General features: G+C 31.4%; 13 protein-coding genes. 5 read left to right on the plus strand and 8 right to left on the minus strand.

The annotated features are described in order from the left end of the window. Window positions 1-25 precede the first annotated feature (25 nt). Window positions 26-2,344, plus strand: a complete 2,319-nt coding sequence (locus ACXHHC_RS00475) for a M1 family metallopeptidase (protein WP_458227684.1) — start codon at window positions 26-28, stop codon at window positions 2,342-2,344. A gap of 117 nt (window positions 2,345-2,461) precedes the next feature. Here ACXHHC_RS00475 and ACXHHC_RS00480 read toward each other — a convergent pair whose 3' ends face one another. From ACXHHC_RS00480 to ACXHHC_RS00490, 3 genes are all read right to left on the minus strand, one after another. Next, a complete protein-coding gene (locus ACXHHC_RS00480; RefSeq protein ID WP_458227685.1) occupies window positions 2,462-3,121 on the minus strand; it encodes a YggS family pyridoxal phosphate-dependent enzyme in 660 nt (219 codons plus the stop codon). Between the two features lie 69 nt (window positions 3,122-3,190). Next, a complete protein-coding gene (locus ACXHHC_RS00485; RefSeq protein ID WP_458227686.1) occupies window positions 3,191-4,903 on the minus strand; it encodes a hypothetical protein in 1,713 nt (570 codons plus the stop codon). Window positions 4,904-5,074: 171 nt separating this feature from the next. Further along, the gene (locus tag ACXHHC_RS00490; protein WP_458227687.1) at window positions 5,075-6,781 is read right to left on the minus strand and encodes a hypothetical protein; all 1,707 of its coding nucleotides are present in this window, start codon (window positions 6,779-6,781) and stop codon (window positions 5,075-5,077) included. A gap of 219 nt (window positions 6,782-7,000) precedes the next feature. Between ACXHHC_RS00490 and ACXHHC_RS00495 the strand changes: the two genes are divergently transcribed. Continuing rightward, window positions 7,001-7,924 carry a LamG domain-containing protein; glycoside hydrolase family 16 protein gene (locus ACXHHC_RS00495; RefSeq protein WP_458227688.1) on the plus strand — a complete coding sequence of 308 codons (924 nt, stop codon included), beginning with the start codon at window positions 7,001-7,003 and terminating at the stop codon, window positions 7,922-7,924. Between the two features lie 71 nt (window positions 7,925-7,995). Here the strand turns inward: ACXHHC_RS00495 and ACXHHC_RS00500 are convergent, their stop codons facing one another. The 3 genes from ACXHHC_RS00500 to ACXHHC_RS00510 form a co-directional block, all read right to left on the minus strand. Then, window positions 7,996-8,949, minus strand: a complete 954-nt coding sequence (locus tag ACXHHC_RS00500; RefSeq protein ID WP_458227689.1) for a D-2-hydroxyacid dehydrogenase — start codon at window positions 8,947-8,949, stop codon at window positions 7,996-7,998. A gap of 32 nt (window positions 8,950-8,981) precedes the next feature. Beyond that, window positions 8,982-10,040: a 3-phosphoserine/phosphohydroxythreonine transaminase gene (gene serC, locus ACXHHC_RS00505; RefSeq protein ID WP_458227690.1), complete on the minus strand. Its 1,059-nt coding sequence runs from the start codon at window positions 10,038-10,040 to the stop codon at window positions 8,982-8,984. Window positions 10,041-10,120: 80 nt separating this feature from the next. Then, on the minus strand, window positions 10,121-11,194 hold the full coding sequence (locus tag ACXHHC_RS00510; protein ID WP_458227691.1) for an acyl-CoA reductase: 1,074 nt from the start codon (window positions 11,192-11,194) through the stop codon (window positions 10,121-10,123). 78 nt (window positions 11,195-11,272) lie between these two features. Here ACXHHC_RS00510 and ACXHHC_RS00515 point away from each other — a divergent pair, with 78 nt between their 5' ends. The 3 genes from ACXHHC_RS00515 to ACXHHC_RS00525 all read left to right on the plus strand — a co-directional run bounded on the left by ACXHHC_RS00515 (window position 11,273) and on the right by ACXHHC_RS00525 (window position 15,320). Then, on the plus strand, window positions 11,273-11,626 hold the full coding sequence (locus ACXHHC_RS00515; protein WP_458227692.1) for a 4Fe-4S dicluster domain-containing protein: 354 nt from the start codon (window positions 11,273-11,275) through the stop codon (window positions 11,624-11,626). A 297-nt stretch (window positions 11,627-11,923) separates the two neighbouring features. Continuing rightward, the gene (locus tag ACXHHC_RS00520; protein WP_458227693.1) at window positions 11,924-13,408 is read left to right on the plus strand and encodes a hypothetical protein; all 1,485 of its coding nucleotides are present in this window, start codon (window positions 11,924-11,926) and stop codon (window positions 13,406-13,408) included. 106 nt (window positions 13,409-13,514) lie between these two features. Beyond that, complete coding sequence (locus tag ACXHHC_RS00525; protein WP_458227694.1) at window positions 13,515-15,320, plus strand: cytochrome-c peroxidase; 1,806 nt, start codon at window positions 13,515-13,517, stop codon at window positions 15,318-15,320. A gap of 40 nt (window positions 15,321-15,360) precedes the next feature. On the opposite strand, the gene ACXHHC_RS00530 is transcribed toward ACXHHC_RS00525, so the two are convergent. Both ACXHHC_RS00530 and cydB read right to left on the minus strand, forming a co-directional pair. Further along, entirely contained in the window at window positions 15,361-15,663 is a 303-nt protein-coding gene (locus ACXHHC_RS00530) for a hypothetical protein (protein WP_458227695.1), read from the minus strand. A 37-nt stretch (window positions 15,664-15,700) separates the two neighbouring features. Continuing rightward, window positions 15,701-16,774, minus strand: coding sequence for a cytochrome d ubiquinol oxidase subunit II (cydB, locus tag ACXHHC_RS00535; protein ID WP_458227696.1), 1,074 nt, complete (start codon window positions 16,772-16,774; stop codon window positions 15,701-15,703).

Genomic DNA, 16,774 nt, shown 5'->3' on the forward strand with positions numbered 1-16,774 from the left:
ACCATAAATTAATTATACACTGAATATGAAAAGATTAAAAAGTATTAAAATACCATATCTATTATTGGTGTTTTTTATTCCGTTTCATTTAATAGCCCAAGAAGAAGCTAAAAAGGAAGAGAATGGACATGTAAATACAAACAAATTTAAACAATTGTACGATGAGTTTTCTACTCCAAATATGTACAGGTCAGCATCGGGAGCACCAGGGGTTTCTTATTATCAGCAACAAGCAGATTATAAAATGAATATTGTTTTAGATGATGAAAAGGCTAAAATTTCAGGATTCGAAACAATTACTTATACCAATAACTCTCCGGATGTTTTAAAGTATTTATGGGTGCAATTGGATCAGAATATGAGAGCTAAGGACTCTAAATCTCCATTAATAGAAGGAGATGGTTACGATCCTGCCATGAGGCCAAGTACTTTTACCGCAAAGTATTTAAAAGAAAAGTTTGATGGTGGTTTTAACATTATGGAGGTAAAAGATGCTAAGAGTAAGCCGTTATCTTACATGATTAATAGAACTATGATGCGTGTAGAATTGCCAACACCATTAAAATCTGGAAGTAAATTTAAATTCTCAATTAAATGGTGGTACAACATTAATAACCATGTAGAAGGTAGAGGAAGATCTGGATACGAGTATTTTAAAGAATCAGACAACAGAGCTTATGTAATTGCACAATTTTATCCTAGAATGGCTGTTTATAGCGATGTAGAAGGGTGGCAAAATTCTCAGTTCTGGGGACGTGATGAGTTTGCTTTACCATTTGGTGATTTTGATGTAGATATAACCGTACCTGCTGACCATATTTTAGACGGGACAGGAGTTTTGGTAAATAGAAAGCAGGTGTATTCTAAAAAGATGATGGAGCGTTACAATAATGCCAAAAAGTCTTATGATAAACCCATTGTTATTGTTACCCAAGACGAAGTGGTACAGAAGGAGAAATTAAAATCTAAAGAAACCAAAACATGGAAGCTAAGGGCTAAAAATGTGCGTGACTTTGGTTTTGCAACATCTAGAAAATTTATTTTAGATATGATGGCTGTAAAAATAGGAACCAAAGATGTTATGGCGGTTTCTATATATCCAAAAGAAGGAAATCCACTTTGGGAAAAATGGTCTACACGAGTTGTAGCAAGTACTTTAGAATCGTATTCTAGAATGACGTTTGATTATCCTTATCATAAAGCTATTTCGGTTCATGCAAAAAATCAAGGAATGGAATACCCAATGATTTGTTGGAATTATGGTAGACCTAGAAAAGACGGTTCTTATAGCGATCGTGTAAAATATGGAATGATGAGTGTTATTATTCATGAGGTAGGACACAATTTCTTTCCTATGATTGTAAATAGTGATGAACGTCAATGGACTTGGATGGATGAAGGATTAAACTCTTTTGTACAACATGTAGCTCAGATGGATTTTGGTGAAAAATATCCAGATGCATTGTCAAAAGGAGATAAAGTATATCCATCTAGAAGAGGACCTGCGCATAAAATAATTCCTTACATGAGCGGAGATCAATCTCATATAGCACCTATTATGACCAAGGGATTAAATACCTATCAGTTTGGTAATAATGCATATGGAAAACCAGCAACAGCACTTAATATTTTAAGAGAAACTGTAATGGGAAGAGAGTTGTTTGATTATGCTTTTAGAGAATACGCACATCGTTGGATGTTTAAACACCCAACACCAGAAGATTTCTTTAGAACTATGGAAGATGCTTCTGGATTTGATTTAGATTGGTATTGGAGAGGGTGGTTTTATACCACAGATTGGGTAGATATTGGTGTTAAAGGAGTTAAAAAATACTATGTAACCTCTACACCAAATAAATTTATTAAAGATTATGTAGCTAAAAGAAAGAGAACCTTAAAAGATTTACCACCATTGGTTTATTTTGTAGAAGAAGGAAGCGAAGATTTTGATATAAAAATGAAAGAAGACGGATTGCTGAAAAATGCAAAAAGTTTAAAGGAGTATATCATGGATAATTTCACAAAAGAGGAACAAAAGAAAATAAAATCTCCGAATTTCTTTTACGAAGTAACGTTTGAAAAACCAGGAGGTTTGGTAATGCCAATTATTGTAGAGTATACCTATGCAGATGGTACAAAAAAATCGGTTACTTACCCTGCTCAAATATGGAGGTTAAACGATAAAGAAGTTCAGAAAGCAATTGCCTCTGAAAAAGAAATAGTGAAAATAGAAATTGATGCCAAAGCTGAAACAGCAGATATCGATACTTCTAATAATGTTTGGCCTAAAGTAGAAAAGGAAAGTGAGTTTGATGAATTTAAGAAAGAGAAGCAACAGAAATAAGTCGTAGATTTAAACTTATACCATAATAAAAAATACTCCTTAGTGAATTTACTAAGGAGTATTTTTATGCTTAAGATTTACTAGATAAACGAATACACGTATCAACAAATTAACATTTTAGATATTGTAGTTTCTTGCTCCAAAAATAGCACTACCAACACGTACCATAGTACTTCCTTCTTCAATAGCTATTTTGTAATCTCCACTCATTCCCATAGACAGTATATTTAGACCATGCGGCTCTTTGGTAATTGTATAAAAATCGTTTAAGCTCTTAAACTCTTGCTTTATTTGACCTTTATCTTCCACAAAACTTGCCATCCCCATCAATCCAACTATTTTTACATTTTCCATAGCCTTATATTCGTTGGAGTTTAGAATAGTCGTAACCTCTTCTTTAGATAAACCAAACTTGGTGTCCTCTTGGGCTATTTTTACTTGTAGTAAACAGTTGATAATTCTATTGTGTTTTAAGGCTTGTTTGTTTATTTCTTTTAAGGTAGATAGGCTGTCAACTCCGTGAATTAAATCGACAAAATGAGCCATATATTTTACTTTGTTTTTTTGCAAATGCCCAATCATATGCCATGAAATATCTTTAGGTAGTATTTCATGTTTTTCTGCCATTTCCTGAATTTTGTTTTCTCCAAACACACGTTGACCAGCATCATATGCTTGTTGAATATCAGAAACTGGTTTGGTTTTAGAAACCGCGACTAGGGTTATATGTTTGGCAATCTCTTTAGAGACTATATCTAGGTTTTTGGCTATACTCATTTACATTGTGTTTTAAAAAAAAACAAAAATAGAAAATCCAATGCAATCCATTAGGTATGTAGCTTTGTATTATTTTAAGTGAAAATTTACTAATTGAAATACCTCTTTGTTTGCTCTTTCTATAAAGAAATTAGTATGACCATTAGCAATATTGTTTGCACTAATCAAATCAACCCACATTCCCTCTCTGTAAGATAAAAAACGTTTACTATTCATTTTACCTTTATCATTAATAGAAATAATATAGAGGAAATTATTTTTAGAATTCGTTTTGTCCTCAGGGCTTATTTTTTTATGTGTCCTTGGAATGTCTTTTTTAATGATATAGTTTGTTCCATTAAGACATTGTGATATCTGAAAATCTCTACCATCTCTATCTTTTATAGCTCTAGCCCATAATAGTTTGTTATCGTTAGAAATTTTTGCGGCAATAATTTTCTTTTGATTCCTATTTGAATCAGAAGAAACAGAACTAGTTCTTGAACTCACAGAATATGAAAGTGAGAATGAAAGTCCGCTAGTAAGAGGTATATTGGCCATAGGCACTCCCGCAGGACCATTTATAGGAGCCGTAGCAAAATTAGAGCTTACATAATATTCTTCTATGTTAATTGTACAATTTCCATTTTTATCGATGTGAATAAAATCAGAAGTAAAATTATTGTTGGAATAAAATATTTGTTTTGTACTAGTTTTTATTTTAGAAGAAAAAGATAAATCTTCAAAAAACTGGGGAGTAAACTCTAAATAGTTTTGCCCTTCTTCTTTAAAGGTGTTTTTATTAAAATCTAGTTTACAAATACCATTTATATTACTAGGTTTAGTATCCCAGTACAAACCCGTACAGACTATTTTGTCCTTATAAAAATCAAAATTAACAGCTTCTAGTTTATGTTTGTTGCTTCCAATAGTTTTAAAAAAAGTTCCGTTGGGTGATATTTTAATAATATGGTATTGAGGGAGCCCCCTTTTAATACCAATTAATGGTTTTGTTTTATCTTTTAAAGTTGAAACTAATAAGTAAATATCTTTATTTGTTGGATCTGTTTTTATTTTTTCGACATTAAAACGACTCCTGTTATTAGTAGAAATAATTTTCTTTGAAAAAACTTTTGTTAGATTCGTATCAAACATTTCAACTTTAAAAAGAGTATTATAATAACGTTCTTTCTTTTTTGTAGGGTTTGAAAGTATACTTATATCAGCATCGTTTATTTTTACTTTAGTAGTAGGGTTTGAAATTCTAGTAATATGTATAAGGTTATTTTGCGAATCTGTATGTAATAGGGTATTCGTATTCTTGGGAATTTTAGACCAATATGCCATATTATGATTAACAGTAAACCACTTAGTTTCTTTAAAATTAAAGTCTTTTAAAGATGCAGATTGTTTAAAAAAATCAACACCTGTTATTGTAGTTGGCCTTTGTGTAAAGCCCTCAGGTTTTGGAGTAAACAAATCTTTTTTATGTCTAATAAGGTATATACTATCTTTGGATATAAATATTTTATCAATTTTATTGGTCTTTAACTTTTTTTCTAGAACCAGCTTTTTGTTTTTATCATAATAATAGAAGTAATAGTATGCTTTAGAACTTAACATTTTCCTTTTCTCTTTTACGTATATAAGTCCCCCCTTATCGGTAGTATCTAAAAATATAATATCTGCATAAAGGTTTAAATCTGTTGTGGTTTCATAATTTATCTTTTCAGTTATATCTGTTGTCTGAGAAAAACAAACAGCAAAGAAAAGAAAACAAATAATGTTTGTTGTTTTTTTCATAGCTAGAGTACTTTCTTTAAAAGTGTAGTGAATATAAAGCAATTATTTGAAACAAAAAATGGCTCTTGTCTTTCAGAATCTAACTCTAACAAACAATATCTTAAAGTAATATTTACTAGATGTTACTATTACTAAATAGTATGAGTTTCATTAATGAAATAAACTGATTTATTAGAAAGTTAATTGCATAAGACTTTTACTTTTCTTTCCTTTTTTAATATCAAAATACATTATGTTGTTATAGGTTCCTTCTGTTGGTGTATTGGAAGAAAAGTAAGTAAACTTAGCTGTGTTTATTGGGTAAGAAAAAGGTTTGTACAATATTTCTCCAAACTCGTTAATTGTAATAAAATAGGTTTTAACATTTCTATTTCTTGTCATTAAAGCAGAAGATGTTTCTTCTCCTGACAAGTAATTAACAATTGCTTCTTTTTGATTAAAAATAAAATAGTTTTTATGATCTCTATAGGAAGAGAAATAATCATCTATAAATAGAGTATTGGTTTTATTGCTACTGTAAATACACCTAGCCCAACTTAACTTGTTTTCTGTACTAATTTTAGCAGCTATCATTACTGTGGTCATGCTTCTTTTAATACGAGTATCCATACCAATTATTCCAAAATATTTTCCAGGTGCTTTTCTATTGTAATTAAAATTAGATTTGTACTCCTTCATATTAATAATACACTCACCACTATTGGTAAAAAAAACATTTACAGGACTTAATATATTAAACTCATGAGCACCATAAGAATCTTTATTGTCCATTTTTAAAATCTTCTCTCTGTCTTTCATAAATCTATCTGTAAAAGGCAAATAAGATGACTCGATGGTTTTTAAATTCTTATTTAGCTCAATTTTAAAAAAACCTTTGTAGTGTCTTCTTTTTAAATCGTTAGCATACCCCCCTATTAAAAACATTTTTTGTTGATGGTAAAAGATCGAAAATCCACCAAGATAGTATTGATCATTTAGCTTCCCTATATTAACTCTAGATATTCCGTTTTGATTTATTAAAACTACATTTTTTGTCACCAATTTATAGCCTTTAATGTCGTCTACAATGCTATTTAATAAATTTTCCTTTTTAATATTCTCAGTTTCAATAAAACTAATATCAGCATTAAATTCGTTAATTTTTAAATCGTTTATATCAGCCCAGCTTGCCCCATGATTTAAAACAAAATTTTGGGAATAAACTTCTTTTAAGGTGTTGTTTTGTAGTAGTGCAACTTTGTACGCATTACTGTATGTTCTTCGGGTTGATTTAGCAAAGAAACTATTTGAAAAAAGATACTCATCTGAACTCGAATAGATTTTTTTATTGGTCTCGCATTTAAATAAAATAGCTAAATATTTACCTGTTTTAGAAACTTTAAAGTTGTAATTTAAAGAAGATGTGTTTTTTAAGAAGAAAGAATTAAAGTCGTTAAAAGCTTCAGAAGAACTAAAATCATATAGTTTTGTTGATTTGAATTCTAAATTATTAATAGCGGTAGCAGACACATAAATACCTAAATGTCTTTTTTTACCGGTTGTATAGAATTGTTTTTTACCGTTTAATAGAAAAAGACTATCATTTCTAACCCATATCTTATCAAAAGGAGCATGTTTAATTTTTTTTTGCTGTATTAATTTTCCATTTCTGTTGTATACTTCTATATAATATTTGTCTCTGGGGTGCGTAGTAAATGTTTGTATCGTTTTTCTTATAACTAAATACTTATTGTTGTTGATTTTCTTTGCAAAGCGAATTTCTGTATTTGACTTGCTATACTTTTGGGTATCAAATTCTTTAAACTCTAAATTATTACTGTTTTGTGAATGAGCAACGTAACAAATTAATAATACTAAGGTTAGTATATACTTTTTCATAAGCGATTCTTTAATTTATAAGTAAATATATTCATTGATGTAGAAAAACTATTTATAACCATATTAATAATTTGTTACTTGAATTATTTTAACTTTTAGGATATATGTTTTAGTTTTTTATCTTAAAATAATGCAATTTCTATACTGGATTGTCCAAATTTGAATCATTAGAAAAATAGGTATTCTAATTAACCAATTTTAATAATTCAATAGTAAAAAATGAAAAAAAACAGAGTATTTGCTATGTTGTCAATTTTATTGGTAACTACAGCATTTTCACAAACCAAACCAAAAGAAAAGTTTACCAACTTGGTGGACTTTAGCAATGCCCCTAAAAGGGTAAATAATGTTTATCCTTTGTCAGATCAGCAAAATAAAAGTAAATGGGTTTTGTCAGAACTATTTTCAGATGAGTTTGATGGGCAAAAATTAAATACGAATAGATGGTATCCAAACAATCCTGGATGGAAGGGGAGAAAGCCAACTTATTTTCATGGCTCTAATGTTAGTTTAAGAGATGGTGAATTGGTTTTTAAAATCAATCAGCATAAAGACGATGCTATTCTTCCAGAAGGTTATACACACTCAGCTGGTTTTATTAAAAGTAAAGAAAAGGTATTATACGGTTATTTTGAAGCAAAAATGAAGCTGATGGATGATACTTGGGTATCTGGTTTTTGGGCTTGTTTAGGAACCAAAGATTGGTGGACGGAAATAGATTTCTGCGAAAATTCACCCACCACTAAAAATCAACAGAACGATTTAAACTCTAATATCCATGTTTTTAGATCTCCAAAAAAATACGGAGATGTTAAAGCACATTTTAGTAGAAATAAAAAATACAAAGTTCCTTTTAATTTACACAACGATTACCATGTGTGGGGAGTGGAATGGGATAAAGATTACATTCGTTTTTATATAGATGGTGTTTTGTTCCGAGAAGCTATAAATACACACTGGTTTCAGCCTATGCAGGTAAACTTTAATAATGAGTCGAATAAATGGTTTGGAGCGTTACCATCAGAAAAAAGTAAGTTAGACCAAGAGTTTAAGGTAGCGTACTTTCGTTATTGGAGTAAGAAGAAACCTTTAAAGAAAAGAAGTAAAAAGTATGCAGAAGGTTATTACGGAGTAAGTAAATAAGAAAAATTAAAGACAAAAAAAAGCCCTAACAATTTCTGTTAGGGCTTTTACTTTTTATAAGAGTCTGATGATTATTTCAAGATAGAAATAATTTGATCAGCTAATTCTCCTCCAATTCTATCCTGTGCCTCAGCAGTAGCAGCACCAATGTGTGGTGTTACAGATACTTTAGGGTTCATTAATACTTGAACAGCAGGTTTAGGCTCAGCTTCAAATACATCAATAGCAGCACCACCTAATTTTCCGCTATCTAAAGCTTCTAATAAAGCAACTTCATCAACTACACCACCACGAGCAGCGTTTGCTAAGAAAGCACCGTTTTTCATTATTTCAATTTCTGGCTTTCCAATAACGTACTCTTTTTGAGCAGGTACGTGTAAGGTTACAAAGTCAGCTTGTTTTAAAACATCTTCTTTAGAAATAATAGCAACATTAATATCTATAGTAGCACCGTTAAAGAAGTCTAATGTAATAGTAGCACTTTCTCCCATAAAAGGGTCAAAAGCAACCACATTCATACCTAAACGTAAAGCTACAGCAGCTGTTGCTTGTCCAATACGTCCAAAACCTAAAACACCTAATGTTTTACCTTTTAATTCTAAACCGTTAGCGTAAGATTTTTTTAATCCTTTAAAGTTAGATTCTCCTTCTAAAGGCATGTTACGGTTAGAGTCGTGTAAGAAACGAACCATACCAGATAAGTGTGCAAAAACTAATTCTGCAACAGAATGAGAAGAAGCAGCAGGAGTATTAATTACATGTAATCCTTTTTCTCTTGCGTATTCAACATCAATGTTGTCCATTCCTACACCACCACGTCCAATAATTTTTAAAGAAGGACAAGCATCAATTAATTCTTGTCTTACAGTAGTTGCAGATCTTACTAAGATTACATCAATGTTATTTTCATTAATATAGTTTTCTAATTGATCTTGAGCAACTGTGTTTAAAATTACTTCAAATCCAGCATTTTCTAATGCAGTAACACCTGATTGTGCTAAACCGTCGTTTGCTAAAACTTTCATTTTAATTATGATTTTTGCTTATTAACTAAGCGTTAAAATTTTTTCATTACGTTTATTAATGCCTCAACACTTTCTATTGGCATTGCATTGTATATAGAAGCTCTAAATCCACCAACAGAACGGTGACCTTTTACGTTAGAGATTCCAGCTTCTGCACAAGCAGCTAAGAAATCTGCATCTTTAGAAGCATCGTTTAATAAGAAAACAACATTCATTAAAGAACGATCTTCTTTAGCTACATTATTTACAAAAGAAGGGTTGTTGTCAATTTCGTTGTAAAGTAATGCTGCTTTTTCTTCGTTTCTTTTTGCAGCAGCTTCTAAACCACCGTTTGCTTTTAAGTATTCTAAGTTTAACATAGAAACGTAAATAGCAAATACAGGAGGTGTATTAAACATACTTTCTCCTTTAATATGAACTTGGTAGTCTAACATAGAAGGAATAGTTCTTCCAGACTTACCTAAGATGTCTTTATTAATTATTACAAGAGTAGCTCCTGCAGGTCCTAAGTTCTTTTGAGCACCAGCGTAGATAATTCCAAACTTAGATACATCAATAGGTTTAGAGAAAATATCAGAAGACATATCTGCTACCAAAGGAGCATCTGTAGTTGGAAACTCTTTAAACTGAGTTCCGAAAATAGTGTTGTTAGATGTAATATGTACAAAATCAGCATCTGCTGGTACATTAATATCTTTAGGTATATAGTTGTGATTTGTATCTTCAGAAGAAGCAACTACATCTACTTCTCCGAATAAACCAGCTTCTTTAATCGCTTTTTTACTCCAAGCTCCAGTGTTTACATATGCTGCTTTACCACCCTCAACTTTCATTAAGTTCATAGCAGACATTAAAAACTGAGTAGAGGCACCTCCTTGTAAGAATAATACTTCGTGAGTTGTAGGAACATTTAAAATTTCCTTTACCAATGCAACCGCCTTATCATAAACAGCAACAAATTCTTTACTACGGTGAGATATTTCTATGATAGATAGTCCCGTGTTGTCAAAGTTTAAAACTGCTTCACTTGCCTTTTTAAATACTTCTTGTGGAAGAATAGAAGGTCCCGCACTAAAATTATGTTTTTTCATTATAGGTTTAATTTTGGAAAGCACAAATTTAAAAATTCTGTACTCTTTATGAATACGTTTAACTATTTATTTTTTTTGATTTATGCGAACGTTAATAAAAATTCAAGAGTATCAACATTATCAGCATAATTCCATAACAATGGGGCTTGTGTTGTCCCTAATTTTACAGAATTTTCAATGTTTAGTTCTGTAGAAATGCATTGAATCTGTTCAGATTCGTCTTTTAATCTTATTTTTAACGATTCTAAGTCGTCATAAGTTTCGTAAAAAAGGCTTGCAATAGGCGATGAATAACTTTTATCTTCTTTAAGCATTAAGAAGCCATTTTCCTGAATATCAAACAAACTCATTAAATAGACTGCTTTGTTGTAATCGTAATTGTTAGCGTATTTTTGATAGTTTATAATATCCTTATTTTTATAGACTGCTTTAAATAATTTGTCGAAGTCGTAATCTGTAGGAACAAATATTTTAGCAATACTTCTACATCCTAAACCAAAATACCTAAAAATGTCGTCACTTAAGCCTTCTAGTTGTTCCTGTGTTTCATTACCATTTAATACAGCAATTGCATTTCTGTTTTTTCTAATAATATTTGGATATTTTCCAAAGTAATAATCAAAATAACGAGCAGTATTATTACTACCTGTAGCAATTACAGCATCGTAACCTTCTAATTTCTCTTCTGTAAATGTAAATAAGCCTTTAAATAGCGGTTCTACATATTCTAAATATTTAGCTACTAAAGGAATAAAGTACTTGTCGTTAGAAGAAAGTTTTGCTAATACTTTGTATCCGGTAATACCAACACATAAAAAATCGTGAAAACCAACCAAAGGAATATTCCCTGCCATTATAATAGCAATGGTTTTTGGATTGCTAGTTGTTGGTTGTTGATCTATGCTATAAGAACTTAACCAAGTGTCTAAGTTTTCTTTGGTTAACGCTTTAGACCAGCTTTCTAAAGAAAATAATACGTTGTCTTTTGTAAACCAACTGTTATACTCAACCGCTCTATTTATTTGTGTGTTAAAAACATCAAAGAATATGTCGTTGTGAGCAATGTTTTCTTTCTTTTCAATCTTTTGATTTGAAAATTGACTTAAAAATTCACCCAGTTGAACAAAGGCTTTTTTTCTCTTATCTAAACTCATTATAAGTTAGTTTATAGGTTTTGATTGAAAATAACTATGTACTATTTTTGTGGCTACAAATTTAAAGAAAAAACGACGATGGCAATTATAATTACAGACGAATGTATTAACTGTGGGGCATGTGAGCCAGAGTGTCCAAATAATGCAATTTACGAAGGAGCTGAAGAATGGTCTTATGCAGACGGTACAGAGCTTACCGGAGATTTTGTTTTACCTAACGGTAACGCAGGTAATGCAAGTGAAGATCAAGAACCAGTTTCTGATGAAGTATACTATATAGTACCAGACAAATGTACAGAGTGTAAAGGTTTCCACGATGAGCCTCAATGTGCTGCTGTATGTCCTGTAGACTGTTGTATTCCTGATGAAGATGTAGTAGAAACAGAAGAAGAGTTGTTAAAAAAGAAGGCATTCTTACACCAAGAAGACTAAAAAGAACCTCCTACTAAAAATAAAAAAATCCCAAACCATTTCGGTTTGGGATTTTTTTTGGTTTTCTATTTAAACCTTTAGAATTAATCTAAATAGCCGAATGGGATTAATTAACATAGTTAAGCCATTGATAAATCAACAAATTGAGGGTGTTTTTTTTAGGGAGCTTAAAGTTTGTTTAACGATGTTTACATTGAATTAATAAAAAAAGGTGGTTTTTCTTAAAGTTCAGTTTACATGGTTTGTTTCTGTGGCTTGTTAAGTTTGGAACGTTCAAATAACAAAACAAACTAAAAGATGAAAAATTTATTTAAATTATCACTAGCAGGAATCTTAGCAGTTGCTGCTGTGTCTTGTGAGGATGATACAAAATTATCAGAGACTGAAGTATTGGACATTGTGAGTAGCAATGGAAAGAAAACCTTTGAGAATAAGTCTAACTTAACTCCTTTGGTAAAAATGCATTCTGAGTTTTCTAATGTAGAGGCATATTCTTTGATTAGTACTTCAGATGTATTAGAGAACGGATTTCAATTGTTTGGTGCACAGGATGGTGCAGGATTATTAAATGATCCAGATAGTGATGGGTATATTTATCTGTCTAACGCTGAAGATGATTATTCTGTTTCTCGTGTATACTTTGATGCAAACATGAATCCAATTAAAGGAGAGTGGTTGTTAAACGGAGAGGTTGCAGATAGAGCTCGTCAATGTTCTGCTACTATGTGGGAAAAAGATATTCACGGAGGTACAAAAGATATTTTCTTATCTGCTTCTGAAAGTATAGCATACGATGTTAAAGGGATTGATCCTTACATGGAGCCGTCACCAACTGCTGATTTCGGATTAGATGCTCTAGGAGAGTTTTCATGGGAAAATGCAGTGCCATTACCTAAAGATGCATATGCTGGTAAAACAGTTATTATTGGAGGGGATGATGATTCTAGTGGATCTGAGGGTCAGGTAGTCTTGTATTATTCTGAAAATGGAGATCAAGATTTAGAGAATGGAAAAATCTATGTTTTAAGGTTAAAGCAATACTCTGAAGCTGGTGTAACTACTGCAGTAACTGCTGGAGAAATTTACAATGAAGGACAATTAGATTTTCAAAAAACGTATGATATAGAATTTGTGGAAATTGTAAATGGTAAAGACATGACTAAATCTGAAATGGAAGATGCTTGTGTTGCTGTTCAAGCTTCTGCATTTATGAGAGTTGAAGACGTAGATTACCAAAAAGGTTCTGATGCTAACGGAAGAAACGTGTATTTTGCTGTTACAGGACGTGGGCCAGGAAGAGGTACTTACAACGATTGGGGGACAGTATACAGCTTAAAGTTAGATGAAGCTTCTCCGTTAACAGGAAAATTGACACAAGTAATTAGTGGAAATACAGACACTAACAACAATGACGGAAACATTGCTACTTTGCAAAGTCCTGATAATATATGTGTAACAGAAAACTTTATTTATACACAAGAAGATCCGAACTCTTTTTCTAGAGGTCATGCAGCTTATATTCATCAAACTGATTTAGATGGTAACAATGCCAAAGTTGTGTTAGAGTTAAAAGTAGAGCAAAACTTAGCAGAAAATGGGACAACAGGATTAAGTGGAGAGTTTGGAGCTTTAACAGATGTTTCTGATAAATTAGGAGAGTCAGATGTGTTTATTTTAAATCTACAACCTCACTATTGGAAAAATAATGATTTTGTAAAAGGAGATGCATTTCCTCATAACCAAGGGGGACAAGTAGTTTTATTAAAAGGTTTACCAAGATAAATTACACAAGTTTGTAATAATAAAAAAGCCTTCACTTTAGTGGAGGCTTTTTCCTATACACATTACAAGTCTTAAATTATTAGATGAGTGTACTAAAATAGTTAGAATGAGAATATTTAAATTATTGATTGTTATTTTTCTTTTTATCATATTATCATGTAAACAAGAAAAATCAACTACAAATAAATCAGAAGTTGATTTTACAAAGGCACAAGAGTTTTATCTATTTCATATAAAGCAAGCAGTTGTTTACATAGACTCTTTGGCATTGTATGATGTAGATGCTGTAGAAGCAAAAACGATTTTTAAAAAATTAAGAATAGCTTTTAAAAAAGCAGAACCCTATGCAGCTTATTTAAATCCTGAAGTTGGTTGCAAGGCAAATGGTCCTGCATTGCCCCACTTTACTGATGATACCCAAAGAGTATTAAAACCTATAGGACTTCAAAAAATTGAAGAATCTATTTATGAAGGTGGGATAAGTAAGTTTGAATATCAAGAAGAGTTAAGATTAACTAAAGGGTTATTAAAGGTTTTACAAGGTAATATAGAATTACGAGCTTTAAATCCACAACGCTTTTTTAGAGCTACGCATCAACAGTTGTTAAGAATTGTAAGTTTTGGACTTACAGGTTTTGATACTCCTATAAGTCAACTAGGATTACAAGAAACAAGGGTTTCTTTAGAAAGTTTGTTACAGGTGTATATGGTTAGCTTACAAGCGTTAACTAAGGAAAAAGATATTGTATTACACGAAAAATTTATAGACACGACTCAAAAAGCCATTCAATATTTAGAAATGAATTCAGATTTTGTAACATTTGATAGGTATACGTTTTTAAAAAAATATTTTAATCCTATTGTTCGTAATTGGGTAGCTATTCGAAAAACTCTGGATATTTGGACCCCAAATGTAACTTCTCCTTTTAATTTTGATGCCCCTACTTTTTTTGAAGATAATAGTTTTAATGTTAATTTTTTTAGAAAGCCATCCAATAGAAATCCAAGTGAAAAAGAAATTTCCTTAGGCCGAAAATTATTCTTCGATTCTAAGTTGTCAGCCAATCAAACAATGTCTTGTGCCACTTGTCACAGTCCTAATAAAGCTTATACAGATGGTTTAAAAACAAGTTTAGATAATAATGGTAAAGCAAGTTTACGTAATGCACCAACACTTATAAATGTTGCTTTTCAAAAGAATTTCTTTTTAGATGGAAGGTCTAGTACATTAAATGATCAAATCAGTTTAGTTTTTAAAAACAAGTCTGAGTTTAACACAGAAATTCATCAATTTTCTAATGAAATTTTAACAGACTCTACCTACATAACTTTATTTAAAGAGTTGTATGGAGCTGTACCTAAAAAGAATACTAAAATTATAGGAGCTATTTCTACTTATATTTCTACACTCAACAGTTTCAGTTCCAAGTTTGATAAAAATATTAGAGGAGAAGAAGATAATTTTACAGAATCTGAAAAAAGAGGACTGAATTTGTATATGGGAAAAGCCCTGTGTGCCACTTGTCATTTTGTGCCTTTAACCAATGGAACTGTTCCTCCTTTTTTTAAAGAAACTGAAAAAGAGGTTATTGGAGTACCAAAAGCCGCAGATAACAAAGAATTGGACAGCGATAGAGGTTTTTATTGGATTCATGAAGAAGCAATTCATGATGGTATGTTTAAAACACCTACGATCCGAAATATAGCTTTAACAGCACCCTATATGCATAACGGTGTTTATAATACTTTAGAAGAGGTGTTAGACTTTTACAATCAAGGTGGTGGAGCAGGATTAGGCTTTGATATTCCTCATCAAACCTTACCATTTGATAAATTAGATTTGTCGGAACAAGAAATAAAAGACATTATTGCTTTTATGAAAACGTTAACTGATGCAAGTGATAGTTATTAACTGTTATAAAATCCGTTTTTAGATGTATAAGAACACCCAATCATTGACTCGATTGGGTGTTATTGTATAGATATCTTAGCAACGTTAAAAGTCCTATTCCTCCTATAAGAGAAATAATAAGATTTAGCGCTAACAAAAAATAGTTAACCGTATTTGCAGAGACAATATAGTTGGGAGCAAATCCTAACCTTCCAAAAGACTTTATCAATAAAACACTTCCAAATACACCTATAACAGCATTGCCAGAAATACCAAAAGAATAGTTCGCTTTTCGTTTTCCAAAAACAATGGCTCCAAACACTCCAAAGAGAATGCTTAGTAGAGAAATACTAGTTTCTGTCATAAGTTACTTATTAATGTTTTAGGTATTTTTTATAAGATTAGTGTCCATATTCCATATCATCTATCTTTCCAGCATTTAATTTCTTTTGTACTATAAAATAAACCACAATAAGAATAAGTCCAACAATCATCCATGGAACGGCTACAGACATTCCGTATGCACTTGTTGCGGTATTGTAAATAGTCAGATCTGGGTTTACCGTATTTGTAGATGGTAATAAGGTTGGAAACATAGTTGCTAGGGTAGAGGTAATACCTCCCACAATCATTAAACAAGAACAAATAAATGCGTGTACCTCTTTTTTAAACTTTTTTACAAAGAATTGCCCCGATAGCCCTATAAAATAAACGGCTGGGAAAATTAAAAAATGTGGGTTTTTTAAATAATTGCTCAATGGATCTGGAGTTACCAAATGCCATATACTTACAGAGAATACTGTTAATACAGCTAAAGCGATGTTGAATTTAAAACTAATATTTTTTAGCTGCTTGTTAATACTAGAGTTGGTTTTTAAAACAATCCAATTTGCACCATGAATTGCTAAAGTTACAATGGCAATAACACCAATTACCAATGTAAACCAATCAATAACACCAGGAGTTTCCGATGTAGGACTAAAGCTACTGTCCCAAAGAGGTAAAAAGAAATAATGAGGTTCGTAAGCAGAAACACCATGTTCTACACCTCCTAAATTTACACCTCTAGCAATATTTCCTAATGCAATTCCAAAAAACAAGGCCAATAATAAACTAGAAACTCCAAAAGATCTATCCCAAATTGTTTTCCAAACAGGGTGCTCTAATTGTCCTCTTAATTCCAATCCCATTGCTCTAAAAATAATCAACCAAAGGATAATAATTAGAGGTAAATAGAAACCACTAAAAGCAGAAGCATATAAGGTAGGAAAAGCCATAAATAATAAACCTCCAGCAGCTACTAGCCATACTTCGTTAGAGTCCCAAAATAAACCAGCGGCTTTGGCAATTGTTTCTTTGTCTTTTTCTTCTTTGGCAAAGAATAGGTGAATAATTCCTGTTCCAAAATCATATCCATCTAAGATGAAGAATAGGGTTAAAATAACGGCAATAATAATGAACCAAAATGTTTCCAT

It is taken from the genome of Wenyingzhuangia sp. IMCC45574 (genome assembly GCF_054182685.1).

Coding starts and splice junctions, on each gene's coding strand:
- ACXHHC_RS00475 (WP_458227684.1), top strand. CDS start 26: ATGAAAAGATTAAAAAGTATTAAAATACCATATCTATTATTGGTGTTT.
- ACXHHC_RS00480 (WP_458227685.1), bottom strand. CDS start 3,121: ATGAGTATAGCCAAAAACCTAGATATAGTCTCTAAAGAGATTGCCAAA.
- ACXHHC_RS00485 (WP_458227686.1), bottom strand. CDS start 4,903: ATGAAAAAAACAACAAACATTATTTGTTTTCTTTTCTTTGCTGTTTGT.
- ACXHHC_RS00490 (WP_458227687.1), bottom strand. CDS start 6,781: ATGAAAAAGTATATACTAACCTTAGTATTATTAATTTGTTACGTTGCT.
- ACXHHC_RS00495 (WP_458227688.1), top strand. CDS start 7,001: ATGAAAAAAAACAGAGTATTTGCTATGTTGTCAATTTTATTGGTAACT.
- ACXHHC_RS00500 (WP_458227689.1), bottom strand. CDS start 8,949: ATGAAAGTTTTAGCAAACGACGGTTTAGCACAATCAGGTGTTACTGCA.
- serC (WP_458227690.1), bottom strand. CDS start 10,040: ATGAAAAAACATAATTTTAGTGCGGGACCTTCTATTCTTCCACAAGAA.
- ACXHHC_RS00510 (WP_458227691.1), bottom strand. CDS start 11,194: ATGAGTTTAGATAAGAGAAAAAAAGCCTTTGTTCAACTGGGTGAATTT.
- ACXHHC_RS00515 (WP_458227692.1), top strand. CDS start 11,273: ATGGCAATTATAATTACAGACGAATGTATTAACTGTGGGGCATGTGAG.
- ACXHHC_RS00520 (WP_458227693.1), top strand. CDS start 11,924: ATGAAAAATTTATTTAAATTATCACTAGCAGGAATCTTAGCAGTTGCT.
- ACXHHC_RS00525 (WP_458227694.1), top strand. CDS start 13,515: ATGAGAATATTTAAATTATTGATTGTTATTTTTCTTTTTATCATATTA.
- ACXHHC_RS00530 (WP_458227695.1), bottom strand. CDS start 15,663: ATGACAGAAACTAGTATTTCTCTACTAAGCATTCTCTTTGGAGTGTTT.
- cydB (WP_458227696.1), bottom strand. CDS start 16,774: ATGGAAACATTTTGGTTCATTATTATTGCCGTTATTTTAACCCTATTC.